The organism is Streptomyces sp. NPDC026394, from assembly GCF_055567735.1.
The window spans coordinates 129,297-151,602 of sequence record NZ_JBVHPX010000013.1 but is presented as its reverse complement, the minus strand read 5'-3'; the positions used below and the strand labels follow the sequence as shown (position 1 = coordinate 151,602).

The window sequence follows — 22,306 nt, the reverse complement described above, 5'->3', positions numbered from 1 at the left end:
ACCTGCCGGTGAAAGAGCAGTGACGGACCGACGGACCGACGGACTGATGTAGCGATGTAGCGATGTAGCGAAGCACCGCAGTAGTCAGCATCGAAGTGGTCAAGCAGCGAGACAACGAACCAACGGACAGGGCAGCGGACGAGCGGGACAACAAGGCAGAGGGTGGGGAAGGATCATGACGGGTTCCATGACCAGACGTTCTGGCGTCGCACTGTTCGCCGCCGCGGTACTGGCGGCACTTCCCGTGCTCGGTACGGAGCGGGAGGCGGCCGCGGTGGCCGCGTCGGCGCCCGTGGCGGGGGTCGCAGGGGCGTCGGGGATATCGGGGACGGCGGCGGGCTCGGGTGAGGGGAGCACCGGGCGCTTCGCGGAAGCTCACGGCAGCGGTTACGGCAACGGTGGCGACGGCCACGGCCACGGCCAGCGATGGCGAGGCGGCTGGGCGACCTCCGTGCAGGCACCGAACGCGCTGAGCCCGAACTGGTCGACGCAGGGTTTCACCGATCAGACGGTCCGGCAGGTGGTGCGGGTCAGTACGGGTGGCACCCAGGCCCGTATCGAGCTGTCCAACCGTTACGGCCGTACGCCGCTGACGGTGACCGGCGCGACCGTCGCCCGTGCGGGCAAGGGAGCGACGGTGCAGGACGGGACCGTACGGAAGCTGCTCTTCGGGCGGCAGCAGTCGGTGACCGTGCCCGCGGGCGGAGAGGTACGCAGTGACGGGCTGCCGATGAAGGTCAAAGCGCTGGAGTCCCTGACCGTGACGCTGTACCTGGCCGGACCCACCGGACCGGCCACCTTCCATCAGTCGTCCTTTGCCACGACCTACCGCGCGGCGGGTGATCACCGTGCGGACACCGGGGGCGCGGCCTTCACCGAACAGTCCCAGTCCTGGTACTACCTGTCGGGGGTGGAGGTCACCGGCGGCAAGGACGACGCCCGCCGGAGCGCGGTGGTGGCCTTCGGTGACTCCATCACCGACGGCTACGGCTCGACCGTGGACGCGAACCGCCGCTACCCGGACGCGCTGGCGGAGCGCTTGGCGGCCACCGGGCATCCGCGCAGCGTACTAAACCAGGGCATCGGCGGGAACCGGGTCACCGCGGACTCGACATGGGCCGGGGAGAAGGGCGTGGCCCGTTTCCGGCACGACGTACTCGGTGAGCCGAACGTGGGCACGGTCATCGTGCTGGAGGGGATCAACGACATCGGCGCCAGCGCCTCGCCGGACTGGCCCGGCGGCCCGGCCCCGGACGTATCGCTCGCCCAGCTCATCGAGGGGCACCGTTCGTTGATCCGCCAGGCGCACGCGGCGGGAGTGAAGGTGATCGGTGCGACGGTGACGCCGTTCAAGGGCGCCGCGTACTACTCCGAGCGGGGCGAGGCCAAGCGGGACGCGCTCAACGAGTGGATACGCACCTCCGGCGAGTACGACGAGGTCGCGGACCTGGACCGGGCACTGGCCGACCCGGCCGACCGGGACCGCCTGGCCCCCGCCTATGACGTCGGCGATCACCTGCATCCGAGCGACGCGGGGTACCGCGCCATGGCGGAGGCGGTCGACCTGGACGAGCTGTAAGGAGGAGGGCCGACGGGGCGGCTGTTTGGCTGCTTGGCCGCTCGGCGGCCAGAACTGGCAGTCGATGGTCGCGGCTTCGCCGGGGCGGGTCGGGACAGGCCGGGCATGCGGTGGTTACGGCAGGGGCAGTACACGGGGCCTGTGTCCGTGATGGGCACGGTGTATTCGAAGTGGGCGGCTCGGCTGCCGGCGGTGGCGCACGTTGTGCACAGCGTTCCGCCGTCGGCGGCCGGGTGGTAGTCGTCTCCGCCGTCCGTCAGGAAATCGGTTCGATCGCGGCCGACCGCGTGGGTGACGTCCCCGACACGGGCGTCGGCGACGGCCGCGGTGATGTCCGCGGTGATGCCCGCCTCCAGGGCCTGTCGGGTGGTGTCCATCAGCTTCCGGTCCACCGGGCTCGCCGGGCTCGCGGCTCGGTGGCGACGGTGGAGCTGACGACCGCTTCGTCTGCCCAGCCGTTCATGGTCACGGCGCAGTCGACGCTGATCAGGTCGCGTCGTGCAGCCGGTACGGGACGGGGAGGCCGTACGTGATGGCGTCGTTGACGGGGATGCAGAGGACGGCAGGGAAGGGGGCGGGGGCGGACTGCGGGCGGGGCCCGAGGAGGGGGAGGCGGCGCCGGCCTTGTGCAGGACCGTACGGGCCACGTCGTCCAGTTCGCGTAGCTGCATGCCGGGGAGGCGGCACTCCGTACCGACTCCAGCGCGTCGGTCGGCACGCGTCCGGCCACACGCATCGCATCCAGTGCCGCGTCTGTGGTGATCTCCACCATGGTTGGTCCTCCGTCGCTCGTGGCCACGGAGGCCGCAGTGTGGTCGCGGACGCGGCGGCGGGGCTCTCCGCCGAGATGCTGCGCGAGATCGAGACGGGGCGGACGCCGAGACCGGTCTTCTTCACCGTGGCTGCTTGAGTCCGTGCGGCCGGGGCTCGGTGGCGCGGCTGGACGGCCGGGAGGGTGGCGCGGCTGGTCGGGGAGGTGGGTGGACGAGCGGGACTGCGCGTGCGGTGCAGTAGGGAAGGGAGGGCGGGCCCTGCGAGGGCCGAGCCGCGCTGTGCCGAGCCCGAGCCCGAGCCGTGCCGAGCCGCGCTGTGCCCGAGCCGCGCTGAGCCGTGTCGTGCTGAGGGCGGGTGTTACGGCTTCGGGATGGTGGCCTCGTGGATGGTGTGGAGGTGGATGAGGACGTCGAAGGAGCGGGCGATGGCGACGTGCGCGTCGGGGTGGGGGTGCTGGGTGCCGATGTTGCGGGTGGGGCGGGTGACGTCCAGCCAGGCGTGTGCGGTGGGTGAGGTGCGGCGGACGTCGAAGTAGAAGTTCCGGTGGCGGACCTTGTCGAGGGTGTGCTCGTTCATGTCGATATCGGGGGCGCCCACGGTGAATTTCTTCCAGTCGCCGGTGAGGGCCGCGTCCTTCGACAGGAAGGAACCCTGGTGGAAGGTGAAGCCGATGGGTGTGTAGTTCTTGCCCAGCGCGTCGCGTAGGAAGGAGCCCTGCGTTTTGGGGTATGTGGTGGGGTCCCCGGCGACGTAGCCGACGTGGTCGTTCTGTGCGGAGAGCAGGATTTTGTGGCCGGTTCGGCGCTGCCACCAGGTGATGTTCTGGGCCATCACCTGGTCGCGGTAGCGCTGGGAGGCGGAGACCGAGGCGGGGTCGGTGACGTCCATGGTGAGGAACTTGGTGGTCTGGGCGATGGAGCGGGCATTCTGCTCGGCCCAGTCGAAGGCGTCCCCGCCGGAGCCCTTCAGGCCGCTGATCAGGTTCAGGGCCTGCTGAGCCTTGACGGCGAGCCGTTGGCGTTCCGCGGGCGGTTTGCGCAGGTAGGCGAAGACGTCGTTGATCGGGCGCAGGCCGGTGTACAGCTTGTCGAGTTTCGGTAGCGACTGCGGGTGGTTCCGTCGTACGTAGCCGGTCACGCGGTCGAAGAACTCGTCGTTGATGCTGGGGGCGCCGATGTCGTCGCCCATGAAGTGGACGGTACGGCCGGGGTGCCGGCGGTTGTGGTCGCGCATCCAGGTGATGAGGCTGACGAACTCCTCGCGGTCCCATGGAGAGTTGGCCAGGGCCTGCTTGGCGACCTGACGGGCGTCGCCTTTGCCGGTCTGGAGGTACTCGTCGATCTGGAGCCCCGCGGACCAGCTCAGCTCCAGGGCGAAGGTGGTGAAACCTTTCTCCTCGACGAGGTGGCGGAAGACGCGGTGCTTCATGGTGAAGAACTCGTGGGAACCGTGGGTGGCCTCACCGAGGCCGACGACCTTGGCGTTGCCGACCATGGTGGACAAGGCGCGCAGGTCGGACGTGTCTCCGCCCGGTTCGGTCGAGCGCAGCGGATGGGCTGCTCGCTCCAGCGCGGGAACCGGGTTGCGCGCCGGGCGTTCTGTGTGTGCTGGGGCGGCTGAGCCGGCCGAGGTGGCAGAGGGGATGGGGGCGATGGTCAGGGGAGCGGCGGAGGAAGAAGCTTGGGCGGTTTCGGCTGTCACGGGGGCGAGGAGTGCTCCCGTTGCGATCACTGCCGTAGCCAGTAGCGCCCGTCGGTCGATGCGGTGTCGGTGTCGGTGTTCAGGCATGTTCTTCGTTCCTCAACTCGTCTGCGGCAACTTGAGAAGGATCATGGCCCGTAGCCCCATGGCCACGCGCTACGGACAGCCGCCCGGTTTTTGAGGGGGGTGGACCGCGCCGGGTGGTGGGCCTGGCAACACCTCACGGCCGTAGCCACGAGAGAGCCACACGGTCACGGCCATGCCCACAGCCACGGCCGTGCCCACAGCCACGCTTGCAGTCACACCCACGCCCGTAGTCACACACATGGCTACGGCCTCGAAGGGCCGGCGGGCGAGGGGCGCGAGGGGGGAGGGGCGCGAGGGGGGAGGGGCGACAGGTAGGTGGGCGAGCGGTCGGTGTTCACCGCCGCGGTCCCTCGTACAGACCATCAAGCCCAGGGCCGCTGCCAGAGCCCACCGGATCCGTTCGGTGCTCACGTTCACTGCTCACGCTTGCCGCGTGTCCCGACCATCCCACCGGCTCACCGACTCCCACCCGCCGCTCGCGCCTCCCACGCCCGCTCGCTCAGAATCACCGCGTCACGACATGCCACGCCGCAAGACAGGCCGGCCGCCGTGGGATCCGTGACCAACCGGTGCGCGGTGGTCACCGGGCATCGGATCGCGACGCCGTTCCGTCCTGAAACCAATCCTGTACGCCCGGGGACCACGAGACGTATCCATGCTGTCGGCCGCCATGCGGAGGTCAACCCCGTCCGCTCGGGGACCACTACGAACGCAACGCCAGGTTGTCGTCGCTGTCGGGGCACCCCGGCCCCGCGCGGGCAGCCCGGCCGCGCGGGACCACCCGGTCAGGGAACCGTCCAGCCAGGGGGCCGCCCACTTGCGGGGAGAGTGTCTCTTCGAGGGGCGGGAGCAGCCGCGTCCCCGCCAGTACCGGGTATCACCGCAAACTCCGCCCCTGCCCGAAGCGACGCGCTCCCGTAAACCTTGCCGCCCCGCCTGAGCGGCGTGCCGTGCGGTCAACAATCCGGGCCCCATACGCCGCGCCCCGAAGCAAGTCTCGCCCCTGCCCCAGGCCCACCCCAAGCACTTCACCCCGCCCCAAGTACCGTCCCACCCCCACACAAGCCCCGCCCCACCCCACCCCCGAGCCCCGCGCCCGTCCCAAGCACCTCTCTCCGCCCCAAGCCCCGCGCCCGCCCCCCAAAGCGTCCCACCCCACCCCAAGCACCTCACCCCGCTCTCCACACCACCCCAAGCGCCCCCCGCTCTCTCCACACTCCAAGCCCCTCATCGCCCCAAGCCCCTCATCGCCCCAAGCCCCTCATCGCCCCAAGCCCCCCACCGCCCCAAGCACCCCCACCCAAAGCACCGCCCCCGCCAAGACCTCGGTCTTGGCGGGGGCGGTGTGTGGCTGTCCGAGGCGCAGGTCCGTCAGGGGTGGGCTGCGTCGGGGAAGGGGGTTCGGGGTCAGACGTTGACGCCGAAGTCCTTCGCGATGCCGACCAGGCCGGAGGCGTAGCCCTGGCCGACGGCGCGGAACTTCCACTCGGCACCGTTGCGGTAGAGCTCGCCGAAGACCATGGCGGTCTCGGTCGCCGCGTCCTCGCTCAGGTCGTAGCGGGCGATCTCGGCGCCGCCGGCCTGGTTGACGATGCGGATGAAGGCGTTGCGCACCTGGCCGAAGTTCTGGCTGCGGTTCTCGGCGTCGTAGATCGAGACCGGGAAGACGATCTTGTCGATGTCCGCCGGGAGGGCGGCCAGGTTGACCTTGATCTGCTCGTCGTCGCCCTCGCCCTCACCGGTGACGTTGTCACCGGTGTGCTCGATGGACTGGTCCGGCGTGACCTTGTTGTTGAAGAAGACGAAGTGCTGGTCCGAGTAGACCTTGCCGCTCGTGTTGACCGCGATGGCGCTCGCGTCGAGGTCGAAGTCCGTGCCGGTGGTGGTGCGGACGTCCCAGCCGAGGCCGACCGTGACGGCGGTCAGGCCCGGTGCCTCCTTGGTGAGCGAGACGTTGCCGCCCTTGGACAGGCTTACAGCCATGGGGATGTCCCTTTCCTCGTCGAATCGTCGGGCTCCGTACTGCGGACGAAGCTACCGTCACCCTGCACAACGCCACGAAGGGACCGTCGGGTTCCAGCTCCCTTTACTTTCTTTGCCAATTCCTGATGCCGGGGGGCGGGAAGAGGCCACGGGCGAAGGCGGGCGGCCGGGAGGATGCGGCAAAAGAAGGTGACGGGAGCGGGTGGACGCGGGATCATGGGGGCATGTCAGGGCCCTATGTCATCCGCGGTTCGGTCGCTCTTCCGGAGGCCGAGCTGGTGTGGCGTTTCACGCGTTCCTCGGGGCCCGGCGGGCAGCACGTCAACACGTCGGACAGCCAGGTGGAGTTGCGTTTCGACGTCGCGGCCACCGATGCGCTGCCCGAGGTCTGGAAGGAGCGGGCCCTCCAGCGGCTCGCCGAACGCGGCCGCCTGCTGAACGGCGGAGTGGTGTCCGTACGAGCCTCCGAGCACCGTTCCCAGTGGCGCAACCGGGAGACCGCCGCCGTCCGGCTCGCCTCGCTCCTCGCCGAGGTCACCGCGCCGCCGCCCAAGCCCCGGCGCAAGAGCCGGATACCGCGCGGCATCAACGAACGCCGGTTGCGGGAGAAGAAGCAGCGCGGCGACGTCAAGCGGGGTCGCTCCGGCCGCGACTGGGGCTGAAGCCTCCTCCTCGGCAGCGGCCTTCGGACCGCGCGGGCCGCCCCGTACCCCCGCGCCCTGTACCCCCGTACCCTCCGCCCCCCCCCCCGCTCTCCAGCCCGGCCCCCCTTGGCCGAGCCGCCCCCTTCACCCCGAGCCGCACCTCCTTTCACCCCGAGCCCCCCTCACCCCAGATGCCGGTACTTCCCCCGGAAGTAAGCGAGCGGCCCCTTGTCCTCCCCGGCCACGTCCGCCGCCAGGACGCGCCCGATCACCAGGGTGTGATCGCCGGCCACGACCCGCTGTTCCGTACGGCATTCCAGGTGGGCCAGGGCGCCGCCGATCAGAGGGGCTCCGGCCTGTTCGCCCCGTTCCGTAGGAATGTCCTCGAAGAGCAGTCGGTCGCTGATGCGGTTCTTCATGGCGAACCGGCCCGCAATGTGCCGCTGCCCCTGCGACAGCACCGAAATTGCCCAAAGGGGCTGGCGCTCCAGAAGGTCGTCCATGCGGGAGTCGTTGCGAACGCTCACCATCACCAAGGGCGGTTCGAGCGACACCGACATGAAGGCCGTGGCGGTCATGCCCACGTCCTCGCCGCGCGGTCCGTCCTCCGGATCGTGCGCGGTGATCAGTACGACCCCGGCGGCGAGCCGGGACAGGGCGGCGCGGAACTCGTCGTCACTCACCCCTCCAGGATGGGGGATCGACCCTTCACCGGGCGCGGAGAGTGGCGTGACGGGCGCCGCGGGGTGATCACCGGGCGTGGCGGCGGAGGTTTTCGTGAACACGCCATGAACGCTAACGGGGGCCGTAGGCTGCTCGCATCGGGCCCGGGGACCAGACGCGGCCTAGGTCCGGCGGCCGAGCGTGTCGTGAGTCCGGATTTGCGTTCAGGAATTGTAGAAGTGCCTCCAGTGGCACCTCTGTGAAGATCGCCAAACGGTCACCACGCTCTGTGACTTGAGTCACAGCAGCCGGTAATTGTTGACCCTGTGTACCGAGTGAACAGCTCACTGTGATTCAGTGGCCGTGGCAATCGGACGACACAGAATCCTGGAGTTGCTGTCGAGGTCTCGGGGAGAGCGAGCGATGGAGACCGAGTCGGAGCCATACGTCCGTCTTGCGACCCTGAGGCAGCTGCACCAAGTGGTCGCCGAGCTGAACACCGCACGCAGCCTTGCAGACACCCTGCAGACCGTCGCCGACGGAGTGATCACGGGGCTCGGGTACGAGCTGGCCGCGGTCAACCTCGTACGGCCGGACGGTGACCTTGTGGTGGCCGCGGTGGCCGGCAGCGCCGGTGCCGAGGCCCTCATGGCGGGCCGGGTCGGCTCCCGCGGCTCGTGGGACCGCCGGCTGAACATGGCCGAACGCTGGGGCGGCCTGTGCTTCATCCCGCACACCGAGGGCTGGGTGCTGGACGACGACGATGTGCCGCAGTGGCACGCCGCCGGACCCGAGCCGCGCTTCCCCGACGAGTGGCATCCGATGGACCGCCTCTTCGCGCCCATGTACACGGCCGCGAACGGCGGGGGCGAGCTGCTCGGCGTGCTCTCCGTCGACAAGCCGCGCAACGGCCGCCGCCCCGGCGCGTGGGGGCAGGAAGCGCTGCAGATGTACGCGTTCCAGTCCGCCATCGCGATCAGCAACGCCCGGCTGCGCGCCAACATGCAGCGCGCGCTGGTCCGCCTGGAGCGCGAGCAGCAGGCCCTGCGTGCCAGTGAGGAAAGCTTCCGGCAGGCGTTCGAGTACGCGCCCAGCGGCATGGCCATCGCCGAGATGGGCGGTGACCAGCACGGCCGGCTCCACCGTACGAACGACGCGCTCTGCCGTCTGCTGGGCCGCCCGGCCTCCGCGATGCGCCGCTACTCCTTCTCCGACCTCGTACACCCCGAGGACATCGGCACCCTGCTGCGCACCTCCGCCGAGGGCGGGCGCGCCGAGCTGCGGCTCGCCCGCCGCGACGGCACGTACGTGTGGGTCTCGCTGCGCAACTCCGTCGTCGCCGACACCGCCGACGGCCCGCGCTTCCTGCTCACCCATGTCGAGGACATCGAGGAGCGCAAGCGCCACGAGCTCCAGCTCGCGCACCGTGCCAGCCACGACGCGCTGACCGGGCTGCCCAACAGCGCCGAGCTGCGGGCCCGGCTCGGCGCCCGGCTGTGTTCGCGCCCGCCCGGCTCGGACGCGGACGCGTACGCCTCGGCCGCCTCCGCCGCGTCGGTCGCCGCCTTCCAGGAGGCGCACGGGTTCGGCTCGGACGGCCCCGAGGTCTTCGACGGGTACGACGCCGCCGACGGCCCGGAGCGGGGACCGTCCGGACCGTACGACCACCATGTCCACGTCATCGCGCCGTCGGACGGACCGGAGGACGACGGGGCCAAGGGGCTCGCGGTGCTCTTCTGCGACCTGGACGGCTTCAAGTCGATCAACGACCGGTTCGGGCACCACACGGGTGACGCGGTGCTCATCGAGGTGGCCCGGCGGCTGACCAACGGGGTCCGGGACGGCGACACGGTCGCCCGGCTCGGCGGCGACGAGTTCGTGGTGCTCGCGGACGGCCTGGGCAAGGCCGACGCGCAGGACCTCGCGGTCCGGTTGCGCAACGGCATCATCCCGCCCATCCGGGTGGACGGGCGCGGCGTACGGGTCGGCGCGAGCTTCGGCATCGGGTGGGCGGCCTGCGGGATGTCGGCCGAGGAGGTCCTGCAGTCAGCGGACCAGCGGATGTACGTCGAGAAGCGGTCCCGCTCGAAGGCGAGCCGGCGCGCGGGGTGAGCCGGCGTGCGGGCCGAGCGGGCGCGCGGGCCGAGCGGAAGTGCGGAGCGAGCGGGCGCGCGGGGCGGACGGGCGCGCGGACCCAGCGGGAGTGGGGGCGAGCGGGCGCGCGCTGTCCGAACGCGCGGTCTGATGCCCTGGTACGCCCCTGACCACCGCAGTGCGCCTCCCGGGGGGCCCGACAGGACCCCCGCCGCATGTTTCTGTAGCGACCCTGTGGCCGTTCCGGCTCCGCGTGCCATCGCTCGAACGGGGTAGGCTGCGCCGATGCGGCGGGGCCGCCGCCGGGGGCCCGAAGATCAGCGCAGCCACCTCGTACAGACCGCTGGGGAGTGACACGGAATGACGGCCGGCAACAACGGTGCGGGCACGCCCGAGGACGACGACCCGTTCGCCCACCTCTACCGCTCCGAAGGCGGCGAGGGCGGCGCGCAGGGCGCGGCGGGCGGCGGCTCGGCAGCGCGCCGGCCGGGCGTACCGCGTGCCTCGTACAACCAGGTGCGCGCGGTCGGTGAGCGCCAGTACGGGCAGCGGCCGCACGGCCAGCAGCAGGTCCCCCCGCAGCAGCCGTACGGGCAGCAGAACGCCCACTACGCGGCCCCCGAGACACTCCCGGGCGCCGACAGCGCCCGCCAGGGCCCGCCCCCCGGTCACGGTGACGGCGGCGCGCCCCGGCGCAACCACAAGGGCCTGCTGATCGGCGCGGTCTCGGTCGTCGCGGTGGTCTGCATCGGTATCGGCGTGGCGATGATCACCAACAAGAGCGGCGACAAGAAGGACGAAGCGGGCGGCGCCGACCCGACCCCGACGGCCGGGGAGTCCGTCAAGCCCAGCGACAAGCCGTCCGGCAAGCCGTCCCAGGGGCCGCTGCCGAAGGAGGCCGCGGCGTCGCTCTCGCTCAGCCCGGAGGCGAGCACCGACAAGTCGGTGCCGGGTGCCAAGGCGGCGAACGGCGCTTACGTGTCGCTGAACAAGGTCGGCGCCTCCGCCACCTGGTCGGTCGACGTCCCCAAGAGCGGTGAGTACACCCTGCTCATCGACTACGGGGTGCCGGGGAAGGACATGAAGGCGTCGCTCGGGGTGAACGGCGGGCAGCCCGACAAGATCAACATGTCGAACTTCGCGCACGCCGCCGAAGGCGCCTGGGACAAGGGCTGGACGACCACTTACCGGTGGATCACCCTCAACCAGGGCACCAACACGCTCAAGATCTCCTGCGAGCAGGGCGACCAGTGCGAGGTCAAACTCGACCGGGTCTACCTCAAGGCGGGGCACGTGCAGCGCTGAGCCGCGGCCCGCAGCAGTACTCGGCAGTACCCGGCCTCACCCGGAAGGGCCGGGCCGCCACGGCCCCTACGCCGCCACCGGATGCTCCGTCACCGTCACGCGCCCCAGCAGCTCTTCGTACGTGCCCCGGTCGAACTCCCCGGCCGCCGGAGCCCGTACGGTCGCCGCCGACAGGGCCACCGCACGCGCCAGGCGGGCCGGCCAGGGCAGGTCCTCCACCAGGCCGGAGAGCAGGCCGGCCACCGCGGAGTCACCGGCGCCGGTCGGGTTGCCGGCGATCCGGCGGGGCGGGGCGGCCTGCCAGGCGCCGTCCGCGGTGACCACGAGCATGCCGTCGGCGCCCAGCGAGGCGGCCACCGTGTGAGCGCCGCGGCGGCGGGCGTCGCGGGCGGCGCGCAGGGGTTCGGTGGAGCCGGTGAGGGCGGCCAGTTCGTCGGCGTTGGGCTTGGCGAGGTCGGGGCGGGCGGCCAGGCCGCGGCGCAGCGGTTCGCCGCTGGTGTCCAGCAGGACGGGCACGCCCGCCGTACGGGCTGCGCGGGTCAGCCGTGCGTAGACGTCGACGGGGACGCCCGGCGGGAGGCTGCCGCACAGGGCCACCGCCTGCGCGCCGTTGAGCAGTTCGCGGTAGGTGGACATGAACGCGTCCCACTCGGCGGGTGTGACGATCGGCCCCGGCTCGTTGAGCTGGGTGGTGTCGCCGGTGGACTCGTCCACGACGGCGACGGTGCGCCGGGTCGCGCCGCCGACCGGGACCAGCGCGTCGGTCACCGAGGTCTCCTGGGTGAGCAGCGAGCGCAGCGCGTCGCCGGTGCCGCCGCCCGCGAAGCCGGTGGCGACCGCCCGGTGGCCGAGCGCGGTCAGGACCCGGGCGACGTTCAGGCCCTTGCCGCCCGGGCGCTCGGAGACTTCGGTGACGCGATGGGTGGAGTGCGGCTGGAGCCGGGGCACGCGGTAGGTGATGTCGAGGGCTGCGTTCAGCGTGACCGTGAGGATCATGGTTCCCCCTCCCCGGAACGTACGTGGACATACGGCGGCACACCGGGCCGGTGGCCGGTGGGTCCGTACGGGACGGACCGGTGCGCTGGTGCGCGAGTGCGCAGCGATCATGCCATCGCGAGCGGTGGTTGGCCCAGCCCTTGGGCCGACCGCCGCACGGTCTGCACCGGTCCGGGCACCCCGAACCGGCCATGTGGCACGTGCCGGGGCCTGTTCGGCCCTGTCGCACGTCACGCGGGCGCAGGCGCTCCGCCCCGCTGTCCGGTACGTCCCCTCACACCCCCGCCGGCCGCACCACCCATTCCCCGCGCCGCACCACGCCCACCAGGTCGTACGCGGCGTCCAGGACGACCAGGTCCGCGTCCTTGCCCGCCTCGATCGAGCCGGTGCGGTCGGCGACGCCGAGCAGCCGGGCCGGGTTGCCGGACAGGGCCTGCACGGCTTGCGCGACGGTGAGCCCGTCGATGGTGAGCGCGCGCTTGAAGGCGAGGTCGAGGGTGAGGGTGGAGCCCGCGATGGAACCGGCGGTGGGGCCGTCGGCGATGCGGGCGACACCGTCCTTGACCTCGACGGTCATCGGGCCGAGCGGGTACATGCCGTCGTTCATGCCGGCCGCGCCCATCGCGTCGGTGATGAAGGCGACCCGGTCCGCGCCCGCGTCCCGGAAGGCCATCTCCAGGACGGCGGGGTGCAGGTGCGTACCGTCGTTGATCAACTCGACGGTGATCCGCTCGTCCTCCAGGAGTGCGGCGATCGGGCCCGGCGCACGGTGCCCGAGCGGCGGCATCGCGTTGAACAGGTGGGTGGCGACGGTCGCGCCCGCGTCGATGGCCTCACGTGTCGCGTCGTACGAGGAGTCGGTGTGGCCGATGGCGGCGATCACGCCCGCCTCGGCGAGCAGCCGCACGGAGTCCAGGCCGCCGGGCAGCTCGGGCGCCAGGGTCATCATCTTCGCGGTGCCGCGCGCGGCGTCGACGAGCTTGCGCACGTCCGCCGGGTCGGGGTCGCGCAGCAGGCCGGGCTGGTGGGCGCCGCAGCGGTGCGGGGAGATGAACGGGCCCTCGAAGTGGATGCCGGCCAGGTCGCCCTGCTCGGTCAGCTCGGACAGCACGGCGGCCTGCCGGGCCAGGTCGTCGAGGTCGCCGGTGACGGTAGAGGCGAGCAGGGTGGTGGTGCCGCGCCGCCGGTGGGTGCCGATCGCCGTCAGGCACTCCTCGGCGTCGGCGGACGAGAAGGAGCCGCCGCCACCGCCGTGTACGTGGATGTCGACGAAGCCGGGGACGACGAGGTGGCCGGTCAGGTCGATCACCTGGTCGCCGGGGGCCGGGGCGGTCGCCCCGGCGGCGTCCGCCGCGTCGGTGATACGGGTGCCCTCGAAGGCCACCAGGCCCGCGTCGGCCACACCGGACGGCAGGGCGACCCGGGCGCCGGTCAGGACGGTGCGCCGGGGGCTCGGGGCGCTGTCCCCGGACTGTTGCAGCGGCATCAGGCAGTTACCTCCGTGGAGAGAAGATCCCAGGCGAGCAGACCTGCGCCCAGGCAGCCGGCGGCGTCCCCGAGCGCCGCCGGAACGATCAGGGGGAGCCGCTGGAAGGTCACCCGGGAGCGGACCGCCGCACGCAGCGGCTCGAACAGCGTGTCGCCCGCCTCGGCGAGCCCGCCGCCGATGATCAGCGTGTGCGGGTCGAGCAGGGTGAGCGAGGTGACCAGGCCGTCGGCGAGGGCGTCCACCGCGTCCTGCCAGACGGCCCGCGCGCGGGCGTCACCGGACTCGACGGCCTTGGCGGCGTCGGCGGCGGTGGCCTGCGGATCGCCGCACGCCTCGGCCCAGGCGCGGCCGACGGCGGCGGCCGAGGCCAGTGTCTCCAGGCAGCCACGCTGGCCGCAGCCGCACTCGGGGCCGCCGGGCCGTACGACGATGTGGCCGATCTCGCCCGCGCTGCCGTGCGCGCCCGCCTCGATGCGGCCCTCGATGCCGATGGCGCCGGCGATGCCGGTGCCGAGCGGTACGAACAGGAAGCGGTCGGCGCCGCGGCCCGCGCCGATGCGGCCCTCGGCGAGGCCGCCGGTGCGGACGTCGTGGCCGAGGGCGACCGGGACGCCGCCCAGGCGCTCGGAGAGCAGCGTGCGCAGGGGGACGTCGCGCCAGCCCAGGTTGGCGGAGTACGCGGCGATGCCGCGCGCGTCGTCGACGATGCCGGGGACGGCGACGCCGGCCGCCGCGGCGGTGCTGCCGAACCGCTGCCGTCCGGTTTCGCGCAGTTCCTCGGCGAAGTCCAGGATCGAGGCGACGACCGCTTCCGGGCCGCGATCGCGGCCGGTCGGGCGCCGTGCCTCGTGGAGCAGCGTGCCGTCCGCGCCTGCCAGGGCGGCCTTCATTCCGGTGCCGCCCACATCAAGGGCGATGACGTGTCTCACGGGAACAGTTTCGCGCGATCGGCCGCGAAAGGTCTAGTCCACTCGCGGGGATGGCGTGGTTCCGCTCGTGCGAAGGGCGTGCTCGGGCCCGGGGAAGGGGGGATTCCGCCGGTCGGGACGGGGTGATGCCGCCGGCCGGGGCGGGGAGGTCCCGCCCGCCGGGACGGGGTGGTTCCGCTCCGTACGGCCGCTGCCCTGCCATCGTGACCTGCTTGTGTGACAGGCGATACGCCAGCGAAATGAGGGGTGGTGTAGACCTTGTGTGGGTAAACGGGGGAGACTCGTCGTTCATGTCGGTTGAGGGTGGACCTCTGAAGCCACCGGGCATTCCCCGGCAAGCACGGAACATTCGGGACAAAAGGCGGTAATGGCAGTGCAGCGGCGGTACTTGAGCCTGGCGGCAGCGGGACTCACCACGGCCATGACGCTCTCCTTGTCCTCCTGCGGCAGCGGCGTGGGCGGCGGTGGCGACGTCACGCTCAAGCTCGTCGCGGCGGACTACGGCGACAACGCGGCGAACTCCTCCCGGCACTACTGGGACAGGCTCGTCAAGGACTTCGAGAAGAAGAACCCGGGCATCAAGGTGGACGTCTCGGTATACAGCTGGACGGACGTCGACAAGAAGGTCGAGGACCTGGTCAAGTCCGGTAAGGCTCCGGACATGGCGCAGATCGGCGCGTACGCGGACTACGCGGCCGAAGGCAAGCTCTACAAGGCCAGGGACGTGCTCTCCATCCCCGTGCAGGCCGACTTCGTGCCCGCCCTCGCGGAGGCGGGGGAGTACGGGCGCGAGCAGTACGGGATGCCTTTCGGCTCCAGCACCCGACGCCTCTTCTACAACAAGAAGCTCTTCGCCGAGGCGGGCATCACCGACCCGCCCGAGACCTGGGCACAGGTCTCGGCCGACGCGGCCAAGCTCAAGGCCAAGGGCGTGAAGATGCCGTACGCGCTGCCGCTGGGCCCGGAGGAGACGCAGGCCGAGACGCTGATGTGGATGCTCAGCGGCGGCGGCAGCTACACCGACAGCATCGGCAAGTACACGATCGACTCGAAGGAGAACATCAAGACCTTCGAGTGGCTGAAGAAGGACCTGGTCGCCCCGGGGCTGACCGGCGGCGACCCGGCCAAGCTCAACCGCCAGGACGCGTTCGACGCCTTCGCGGCCGGCGACGTGGGCATGCTCAACGGCCACCCCACCCTGATGAAGCAGGCCGAGGCCAAGGGCGTCGAGTACGGCACCGTCGAGCTGCCGGGCCCCACCGGCAAGGCCAAGGCCACCATGGGCGTCGCCGACTGGATGACGGCGTTCAAGCAGAACGGCCACCGCGACCAGGTCGGCAAGTTCCTCGACTTCGTCTACGACGAGAAGAACGTCATGGACTTCTCGGGCCACTACGGCCTGCTGCCGGTCACCACCTCCGGCTCCCAGGCGATGCTCGCCGACAGCAAGTACGCCAAGCTGCACAGCTTCCTGCGCCAGCTGGACAACGCCGTGTTCTACCCCGCCGACAAGACCTCCTGGCCGCTGGTCAGCAAGACCGTCAAGGCGAAGATGGGCAAGGCGGTGGGCGCCAACGGCAACCCGGCCGGCGTGCTCGGCGACATCCAGAACACGGCCAACGAGGCGGACAACACCGCCGAGTGAGCCGCCGCACAACCCGGCACCCCCGCCCCCGGACCGGTGGCGGGGGATTGTCGTACCGCGGCCTTATCGTGGACGGGTGATGACGAGCGACGGCACCGACGGCGGCACCGGAGGCGGTGGCATAGGAGAACTGTCCCCCCAGGACGAGGCGGTGCTCGGCGTCGAGCGCCGCTCCTGGCCCCGGCCGGGCGCCAAGGAGCGGGTCATCCGCGAGCGGCTCGGCATCTCGCCCACCCGCTACTACCAACTGCTGAACGCGCTGCTGGACGACCCGCGGGCGCTCGCCCACGACCCGGTCACGGTCAACCGGCTGCGCCGCGTCCGCGAGGCCCGGCGCGGCCGCCGCTGAGCGTCAGCCGTGGCCGCGGGCCCGCGGAGGCCGCCGAGGGGCGCGCCGCCGCTGACACACCCGTATCCGGCCGGTGCCCGGCACCCGCCGCCGAAGCCGCGCCGGCGCTGATACCCCGTACCCGGCACCCGCCCGCGCGCGACCGGTAATGTCGTCACCATGGGCAGCCCCCCGAACTCCTTGCCGACGCCGGTCACCGAAGCGGGCCGGGACGGTCTCGCCGCGCTGCTGGACAGCCCCGGCCGCGCCGTCCTCGCGCTCGACTTCGACGGCACGCTCGCCGACATCGTGCCCGACCCCGAGAAGGCCCGCGCCCACCCCGGCGCCGTGGCCGCGCTGGCCCGCCTCGCGCCGCGGCTGTGTTCCCTGGTGGTCATCACCGGCCGTCCGGCCGGCGTCGCGGTCCGCCTCGGCGGCTTCACGGACGCGCCGGGCCTGGAGCGGCTGGTGGTCCTCGGCGGCTACGGCGCCGAGCGCTGGGACGCGGCCACCGGCACGGTACGGGCGCCGGCGCCCCCGCCCGGCGTCGCCGCCGTACAGGCCGAACTCCCCGGCGTCCTGGACAAACTGGGCGCCTGGCACGCCTCCTGGGTGGAGGACAAGGGCCGCGCCATCGCCGTGCACACCCGCCGTGCCGAGGATCCGCAGGCCGCCTTCGAGCTGCTGCGCGAGCCCCTGTACGCGCTCGCCGAGCGGCACGGCCTGATCGTCGAACCCGGCCGGTACGTCCTCGAACTGCGACCGCCCGGTATGGACAAGGGCGTCGCCCTCGCCGAGTACGTACGGGAGACCGGCGCCACCACCGTCCTGTACGGGGGCGACGACCTCGGCGACCTCGCCGCCTACTCCGCCGTGGACAAGCTGCGGTCGGACGGCCTGGCCGGGGTGCTGGTGTGCAGCGGCAGCGCGGAGGTCGCCGAGCTGGCAGGCCGGGCGGACCTGGTCGTCGACGGCCCGACGGGCGTCGTCGCGCTGCTGCACGCCCTCGCGGACCGGCTGGGAGCACCCGCCTGACGGATGCGGCCGGGACCCTCCCGGGGCCCCGGCGCCGCTACTCCTCCAGCGCCCGCAACTGCTGGAGGAACCACCGGTCCGGCGGCAGCGCGGTGGCCGCGGCGGCCAGCCGCTTCGTGCGCTCGGCCCGCTCGCCGTCCTCCATGGACAGCGCCTCGTGCAGCGCGCGCGCCGTGGCCGAGATGTCGTACGGATTGACGCAGACGGCGTCCTCGCCCAGCTCCGCGTAGGCCCCGGCCTCCCGGGACAGCACCAGCGCGCAGCCCGCCTCGGAGATCACCGGGACCTCCTTGGCGACCAGGTTCATGCCGTCCCTGATCGGGTTGACCAGCGCCACGTCGGCGATCCGGTAGGCGGCCAGCGACCGCGCGAAGTCGTCCTTCACGTGCAGCACGACCGGCTGCCAGCCCGGGGTGCCGTACTCCTCGTTGATCTCCGCGGCCAGCCGCCCGACCTCGTCCGTGTAGGCGCGGTAGACCGCCAGGTCCTGGCGGGAGGGGTAGGCGAACGCGACGTGCACGACCCGTTCGCGCCACTCGGGCCGGCCGGCCAGCAGCGCCCGGTAGGCGCGCAGCCCGCGCACGATGTTCTTGGACAGCTCCGTACGGTCCACCCGCACGATCGTCTTCCGGTCCGGCCCGCCGATCTGCTCGCGCAGCGCCGCCAGCCGCTCGTCCACGTCGGGCTGGTGCGCCCGCTCCCGCAGGAACTCCGCGTCCGCGCCCAGGCCGTGCACGCCGAGCCGCGTCGTCCGGCCCTCGTGGACGACGCTCAGTCCGCCGTCCGCGCCGTGCGTCACCTCGGCGCCCAGCACCGCCGCGCAGCACTCCGCGAACGCCTCGGCCCAGCGCCGCGTCAGGAACGCGGCGCGGTCGCCGCCCAGCATGCCGCGCAGCACCGCCTCGGCCACGTCGTCCGGCAGCATCCGGAAGTAGTCGGCGGGCGCCCACGGCGTGTGCGAGAAGTGGCCGATGCGCAGGTCGGGGCGGCGGGCGCGGAGCAGTCCCGGCACCAGCGTGAGGTGGTAGTCCTGCACGAGCACCACGGCGCCGGGCGCCGCCTCGTCGGCGAGCGCGTCCGCGAAGGCCGCGTTGTACGCCTCGTACGACGCCCACTGCGCGCGGAACCCGTCGTCGAAGGAGGGCTCCAGCGGCGTCTGGTAGAGCAGGTGGTGGACGAACCACAGCACGGAGTTCGCGATGCCGTTGTAGGCGTCGGTGAAGACGTCGGCGGGGATGTCCAGCATGCGTACGTGCTGGTCGCCCGTGTCGGCGGGGTCCAGATGGCCGCCGCTGCGCCGGGCGGCCTCGCGGTCGCCGTCCCCGAGGGCGGCGCACACCCACACCGCACCGGCGTCCGGGCCGATCGCGGACAGTCCGGAGACCAGCCCGCCGCCGCCCCGTTTGGCAGTCAGCGTGCCGTCGTCCCCCTTCGTGTACGAGACCGGGCCGCGGTTGGACGCGACGAGGACCTTGGCACCAGAACGCTCGGAGACCATGTTGCGAGACTAGCCCGCCACCCATCCGCTCAAACGTGCGGAGCGGAGGCGGAACGTCACGGTTCACGCGGCGTCCGGAGCGGGCCACGCAGCGTCCGGAGCGTGGCCCGGGCCGGGCGCCGCGGGCCGCCCACCGGCCGTCTCAGGCCGCCCGGCGCTCCGCGTACTCCGGTATCTCCGCCATCGGCGGCCGCTCCTCGGTGTCCACGTCCCAGGTGCGCGGTACGAAACCGGTCTCGCCGCGCTCGAACTGGGTCAGCCGCGGGCGCACCAGATGGCCGCGGGCCAGCCGTAGCTGCGCGGTGCGGTAGATGGCCGCCGCCATCCTGCCGAGCGCCTGGCCGCTCTGGTGGCGGTGCTTGCGCACCCCGATGTCCACCTGCGCCAGCGCGTCCAGCCCCACCGTGTGCAGCGCGTCGACCAGCAGGCCCAGCTCGACGCCGTAGCCCACCGGGAACGGCAGCCGCTCCAGCAGCGACCGGCGGGCCGCGTACTCCCCGCCGAGCGGCTGCACGAACCCGGCGAGCTGCGGCCAGTGCAGATTCAGCAGCGGCCGGGCGACCAGCTCGGTGACCCGGCCGCCCTGGCCCGCCGCCTCGCCCAGCGGACGGTCGTACATGCCCTTGACGAACTGCACGTCCGGGTCGGTCAGCAGCGGACCGACGATCCCGGAGACGAAGCCCGCGTCGAACTCGCGCAGGTCGGCGTCGACGAAGCAGACGATGTCGCCGCCGGTCGCCAGCAGGGAGCGCCAGAGCACCTCGCCCTTGCCGGGCAGCGCGGGCAGCCGGGGCAGCACCTCGTCCCGGTGGACCACCCGCGCGCCCGCGTCGGCCGCGACCTTGGCGGTGCCGTCCGTGGAGCCGGAGTCGAGCACCACCAGCTCGTCGACGAGCGGCGCCGACGGGGTCATCAGCTCCGTACGGATCGCCTCGACGATCGCGCCGACCGTCGCCTCCTCGTCGAGCGCCGGCAGCACGACGGAGACCGTCTGCCCCGTCTCGCGCTTCGCGGCCAGCAGCCGGTCGAGCGGGCGGTCCGCGGCCGACCAGGACCGGCTGGCCAGCCAGCGCTCCACCTCTTCCAGCACGTGCGCGTCTCCTTCGTTCCCGGACCAGCGATGTGATCCATCTCGCGGTGCGGACGGCTGTCTCAACCGCCCGGCCCTTCGGCTACAGTCTTGAACAACGCGATCGCCCCGGACATGCCGGGGTCGGCGCGACAAACGCCTGGGCTCCGGCCCGGCGCCATACCGCTCATCCAGAGGGGCAGAGGGACACGGCCCGTTGAAGCCCCGGCAACCCTCCAGCCGGTCTCCGTCGCCGCGCACGTACGCGGCCCGCGAGGCTCCCGGCTCGGGAAGGTGCCAATTCCGTCTCGCGGCGAGGTGCGTCGCGAGGAAGATGAGGAGAAAGGGCCTCGCCTCCATGGCTGTGCAATCCGTCGAAAGCACCACTTCCGCCACTGTTTCCCTGGGCCCCGCCGTCGCGCTGTCCTGCCGCGAGTGCGGCGAGCGCTTCGACCTCGGACCGATCTTCGCCTGCGGGTCCTGCTTCGGGCCGCTGGAGGTGGCGTACGACCTGCCGGCCGGCGACCCCGAGGGCCTGCGCAAGCGGATCGAGGCGGGCCCCCACAGCATCTGGCGGTACGCGCCGCTGCTGCCCGTCCCGGCGGACGTCGCGGCCAAGCCCAACCTCAATCCCGGCCTGACCAAGCTGGTCAAGGCCGACAACCTGGCCCGTGAGCTGGGCGTCACCGGCGGCCTGTACGTCAAGGACGACTCCGGCAACCCGACGCACTCCTTCAAGGACCGCGTCGTCGCCATCGCCGTCGAGGCCGCCCGCGCCTTCGGCTTCACCACCCTGTCCTGCTCCTCCACCGGCAACCTCGCCGGGGCGGTCGGCGCCGCGGCGGCCCGGGCCGGCTTCCGCTCCTGTGTGTTCATCCCGCACGACCTGGAGGCGGGCAAGGTCGTCATGGCCGCGGTGTACGGCGGCGAGCTGGTCGGCATCGAGGGCACCTACGACGACGTCAACCGCTTCTGCTCGGAGCTGATCGGCGACCCGCTCGGCGAGGGCTGGGGCTTCGTGAACGTGAACCTGCGCCCGTACTACGGAGAGGGCTCCAAGACGCTCGCCTACGAGATCTGCGAACAGCTCGGCTGGCGGCTGCCGGACCAGATCGTCGTCCCGATCGCCTCCGGCTCCCAGCTCACCAAGATCGACAAGGGGCTGAAGGAGCTGATCGCGCTCGGGCTGGTCGAGGACAAGCCGTACAAGATCTTCGGCGCCCAGGCCGAAGGCTGTTCCCCGGTCTCCACCGCCTTCAAGGCGGGCCACGACGTCGTACGGCCGCAGAAGCCGGACACCATCGCCAAGTCGCTGGCCATCGGCAACCCGGCCGACGGCCCGTACGTGCTCGACATCGCCCGGCGCACCGGCGGCGCGGTGGAGGACGTCAACGACGAGCAGGTGGTCGACGCGATCAAGCTGCTGGCCCGTACGGAGGGCATCTTCGCCGAGACCGCCGGCGGGGTGACCGTGGGTGTCACGAAGAAGCTGATCGAGGACGGGCTGCTCGACCCGGCGCTGACCACCGTCGTGCTCAACACCGGCGACGGCCTCAAGACGCTGGACGCCGTGGCGCCGACGACCGGGCCCTCGGCCACCATCCGCCCGAGCCTGGAGGCGTTCCGCGCCGCCGGCCTGGCGCGCTGACCGCCGCGCGCGGCCGTACACACCCGTACGCGGTCGCGCGCACCCGTACGCGTCGGCACACACCGGCACGCGTCCGCACACCACGACACGCGCCGGCGTACCTCCGTCCGCGCCCGCGGCCACCGGTACGCCCGCCGCCCTTACGCACTCCTCCCGCGAGCTGGAAGGCAGAACACCATGAGCGTCAACGTCCGCATCCCGACCATCCTGCGCACCTACACTGGCGGTCAGGCCGAGGTCCCCGCCGAGGGGGCGACCCTCTCCGAGGTCATCCAGAACCTGGAGCAGAACCACGCCGGCATCGCGGCCCGCGTCTTGGACGACACCGGCAAGCTGCGGCGCTTCGTGAACGTCTACGTCAACGACGACGACGTGCGCTTCGAGCAGGGCCTGGCGACGCCGACGCCGGACGGCGCGGGCGTCTCGATCATCCCGGCGGTGGCCGGCGGCTGCTGAGCCGGTCGCCCGGGACGCCGTAACGATCTTTTTCGGCCCTTCCCCGGCCCGACGGCTGGAATCGCCCTGTCCGCCACGAAGCGGACGGGGCGATTCCGTGTTGTTAAAGGCGATACAGTTGGGGTGATTCCTCGTCCAGCGCGTGCCGAACGCATATGAGAGCCCGGCAAGTTGTGCGCGAAGTGTGGACATGATTTGTCGTGTTGGTGAGCTTTGCCCGGCCCGACTTGCCCTGCCGAATGGGCTTTTCTCCGTATATTTGCGATTGTTCGCGAGAAGAATTCTCGTCCGACTGACCTGTTGCGCTGGGCAGTTGGACAGATACATTCAGCGGCGGTCGACGCGTTCCGGCGCACACCCCCTCCTGTCGGGGGGTGAGGTCT

At 72.0% G+C, this 22,306-nt stretch carries 17 protein-coding genes, 1 pseudogene and 1 riboswitch; of the genes and pseudogenes, 9 read left to right on the top strand and 9 right to left on the bottom strand.

All coding sequences use genetic code 11. From position 1 onward, the window contains the following. Window positions 1-187 precede the first annotated feature (187 nt). The gene (locus ACZ4QV_RS27340; RefSeq protein WP_361157080.1) at window positions 188-1,579 is read left to right on the top strand and encodes an SGNH/GDSL hydrolase family protein; all 1,392 of its coding nucleotides are present in this window, start codon (window positions 188-190) and stop codon (window positions 1,577-1,579) included. 134 nt (window positions 1,580-1,713) lie between these two features. Here the strand turns inward: ACZ4QV_RS27340 and ACZ4QV_RS27335 are convergent. From ACZ4QV_RS27335 to ACZ4QV_RS27325, 3 genes and pseudogenes are all read right to left on the bottom strand, one after another. Next, window positions 1,714-2,351, bottom strand: a pseudogene (locus tag ACZ4QV_RS27335) (M24 family metallopeptidase); the annotation flags it as partial. 359 nt (window positions 2,352-2,710) lie between these two features. Next, on the bottom strand, window positions 2,711-4,054 hold the full coding sequence (locus ACZ4QV_RS27330; protein WP_361585196.1) for an erythromycin esterase family protein: 1,344 nt from the start codon (window positions 4,052-4,054) through the stop codon (window positions 2,711-2,713). 1,494 nt (window positions 4,055-5,548) lie between these two features. After that, a complete protein-coding gene (locus ACZ4QV_RS27325) occupies window positions 5,549-6,124 on the bottom strand; it encodes a TerD family protein (protein WP_030022317.1) in 576 nt (191 codons plus the stop codon). 224 nt (window positions 6,125-6,348) lie between these two features. On the opposite strand from ACZ4QV_RS27325, the gene arfB reads away from it, so the two are divergent. Continuing rightward, window positions 6,349-6,786 carry an alternative ribosome rescue aminoacyl-tRNA hydrolase ArfB gene (gene arfB / locus ACZ4QV_RS27320; RefSeq protein WP_125045473.1) on the top strand — a complete coding sequence of 146 codons (438 nt, stop codon included), beginning with the start codon at window positions 6,349-6,351 and terminating at the stop codon, window positions 6,784-6,786. A 164-nt stretch (window positions 6,787-6,950) separates the two neighbouring features. Here the strand turns inward: arfB and ACZ4QV_RS27315 are convergent, their stop codons facing one another. Further along, on the bottom strand, window positions 6,951-7,553 hold the full coding sequence (locus ACZ4QV_RS27315; protein WP_467763536.1) for a flavin reductase family protein: 603 nt from the start codon (window positions 7,551-7,553) through the stop codon (window positions 6,951-6,953). Between the two features lie 301 nt (window positions 7,554-7,854). On the opposite strand from ACZ4QV_RS27315, the gene cdgB reads away from it, so the two are divergent. Then, on the top strand, window positions 7,855-9,543 hold the full coding sequence (cdgB, locus tag ACZ4QV_RS27310) for a diguanylate cyclase CdgB (RefSeq protein ID WP_125054776.1): 1,689 nt from the start codon (window positions 7,855-7,857) through the stop codon (window positions 9,541-9,543). A 342-nt stretch (window positions 9,544-9,885) separates the two neighbouring features. Beyond that, the gene (locus tag ACZ4QV_RS27305; protein ID WP_467763535.1) at window positions 9,886-10,830 is read left to right on the top strand and encodes a carbohydrate-binding protein; all 945 of its coding nucleotides are present in this window, start codon (window positions 9,886-9,888) and stop codon (window positions 10,828-10,830) included. Window positions 10,831-10,896: 66 nt separating this feature from the next. Here ACZ4QV_RS27305 and ACZ4QV_RS27300 read toward each other — a convergent pair whose 3' ends face one another. From ACZ4QV_RS27300 to ACZ4QV_RS27290, 3 genes are all read right to left on the bottom strand, one after another. Beyond that, a complete protein-coding gene (locus ACZ4QV_RS27300; RefSeq protein ID WP_361157070.1) occupies window positions 10,897-11,826 on the bottom strand; it encodes a 1-phosphofructokinase family hexose kinase in 930 nt (309 codons plus the stop codon). Window positions 11,827-12,100: 274 nt separating this feature from the next. Beyond that, entirely contained in the window at window positions 12,101-13,312 is a 1,212-nt protein-coding gene (gene nagA / locus ACZ4QV_RS27295; RefSeq protein WP_361157068.1) for an N-acetylglucosamine-6-phosphate deacetylase, read from the bottom strand. Continuing rightward, entirely contained in the window at window positions 13,312-14,244 is a 933-nt protein-coding gene (locus ACZ4QV_RS27290) for an ROK family protein (protein ID WP_361157066.1), read from the bottom strand. The genes nagA and ACZ4QV_RS27290 overlap by 1 nt, the downstream gene beginning before the upstream one ends. 373 nt (window positions 14,245-14,617) lie before the next feature. Here ACZ4QV_RS27290 and ACZ4QV_RS27285 point away from each other — a divergent pair, with 373 nt between their 5' ends. From ACZ4QV_RS27285 to otsB, 3 genes are all read left to right on the top strand, one after another. Further along, entirely contained in the window at window positions 14,618-15,889 is a 1,272-nt protein-coding gene (locus ACZ4QV_RS27285; protein ID WP_467763555.1) for an extracellular solute-binding protein, read from the top strand. Window positions 15,890-15,968: 79 nt separating this feature from the next. Next, window positions 15,969-16,238, top strand: coding sequence for a DUF3263 domain-containing protein (locus ACZ4QV_RS27280; RefSeq protein ID WP_361157156.1), 270 nt, complete (start codon window positions 15,969-15,971; stop codon window positions 16,236-16,238). A 159-nt stretch (window positions 16,239-16,397) separates the two neighbouring features. Beyond that, a complete protein-coding gene (gene otsB / locus ACZ4QV_RS27275) occupies window positions 16,398-17,252 on the top strand; it encodes a trehalose-phosphatase (RefSeq protein ID WP_030022302.1) in 855 nt (284 codons plus the stop codon). Between the two features lie 37 nt (window positions 17,253-17,289). Here otsB and ACZ4QV_RS27270 read toward each other — a convergent pair whose 3' ends face one another. Together ACZ4QV_RS27270 and ACZ4QV_RS27265 are read right to left on the bottom strand one after the other, a co-directional pair. Next, window positions 17,290-18,750: an alpha,alpha-trehalose-phosphate synthase (UDP-forming) gene (locus tag ACZ4QV_RS27270; RefSeq protein ID WP_361585188.1), complete on the bottom strand. Its 1,461-nt coding sequence runs from the start codon at window positions 18,748-18,750 to the stop codon at window positions 17,290-17,292. Between the two features lie 142 nt (window positions 18,751-18,892). Beyond that, window positions 18,893-19,840 (bottom strand): glucosyl-3-phosphoglycerate synthase, encoded by a 948-nt coding sequence (locus tag ACZ4QV_RS27265; protein ID WP_361157057.1) that lies wholly within the window; start codon window positions 19,838-19,840, stop codon window positions 18,893-18,895. Between the two features lie 163 nt (window positions 19,841-20,003). After that, a riboswitch (SAM riboswitch) is annotated at window positions 20,004-20,160 on the top strand. Between the two features lie 17 nt (window positions 20,161-20,177). On the opposite strand from ACZ4QV_RS27265, the gene thrC reads away from it, so the two are divergent. Both thrC and ACZ4QV_RS27255 read left to right on the top strand, forming a co-directional pair. Beyond that, window positions 20,178-21,467, top strand: a complete 1,290-nt coding sequence (thrC, locus tag ACZ4QV_RS27260) for a threonine synthase (RefSeq protein WP_361157055.1) — start codon at window positions 20,178-20,180, stop codon at window positions 21,465-21,467. Between the two features lie 177 nt (window positions 21,468-21,644). Continuing rightward, a complete protein-coding gene (locus ACZ4QV_RS27255; RefSeq protein ID WP_031001649.1) occupies window positions 21,645-21,923 on the top strand; it encodes a MoaD/ThiS family protein in 279 nt (92 codons plus the stop codon). Window positions 21,924-22,306: the final 383 nt, after the last annotated feature.

Bases quoted from the DNA above. Each gene is read 5' to 3' on its own strand.
- ACZ4QV_RS27270 (WP_361585188.1), bottom strand. From the start codon at position 18,750: ATGGTCTCCGAGCGTTCTGGTGCCAAGGTCCTCGTCGCGTCCAACCGC.
- ACZ4QV_RS27305 (WP_467763535.1), top strand. From the start codon at position 9,886: ATGACGGCCGGCAACAACGGTGCGGGCACGCCCGAGGACGACGACCCG.
- nagA (WP_361157068.1), bottom strand. From the start codon at position 13,312: ATGCCGCTGCAACAGTCCGGGGACAGCGCCCCGAGCCCCCGGCGCACC.
- ACZ4QV_RS27300 (WP_361157070.1), bottom strand. From the start codon at position 11,826: ATGATCCTCACGGTCACGCTGAACGCAGCCCTCGACATCACCTACCGC.
- ACZ4QV_RS27325 (WP_030022317.1), bottom strand. From the start codon at position 6,124: ATGGCTGTAAGCCTGTCCAAGGGCGGCAACGTCTCGCTCACCAAGGAG.
- cdgB (WP_125054776.1), top strand. From the start codon at position 7,855: ATGGAGACCGAGTCGGAGCCATACGTCCGTCTTGCGACCCTGAGGCAG.
- ACZ4QV_RS27255 (WP_031001649.1), top strand. From the start codon at position 21,645: ATGAGCGTCAACGTCCGCATCCCGACCATCCTGCGCACCTACACTGGC.
- ACZ4QV_RS27340 (WP_361157080.1), top strand. From the start codon at position 188: ATGACCAGACGTTCTGGCGTCGCACTGTTCGCCGCCGCGGTACTGGCG.
- thrC (WP_361157055.1), top strand. From the start codon at position 20,178: ATGGCTGTGCAATCCGTCGAAAGCACCACTTCCGCCACTGTTTCCCTG.
- otsB (WP_030022302.1), top strand. From the start codon at position 16,398: ATGGGCAGCCCCCCGAACTCCTTGCCGACGCCGGTCACCGAAGCGGGC.
- arfB (WP_125045473.1), top strand. From the start codon at position 6,349: ATGTCAGGGCCCTATGTCATCCGCGGTTCGGTCGCTCTTCCGGAGGCC.
- ACZ4QV_RS27280 (WP_361157156.1), top strand. From the start codon at position 15,969: ATGACGAGCGACGGCACCGACGGCGGCACCGGAGGCGGTGGCATAGGA.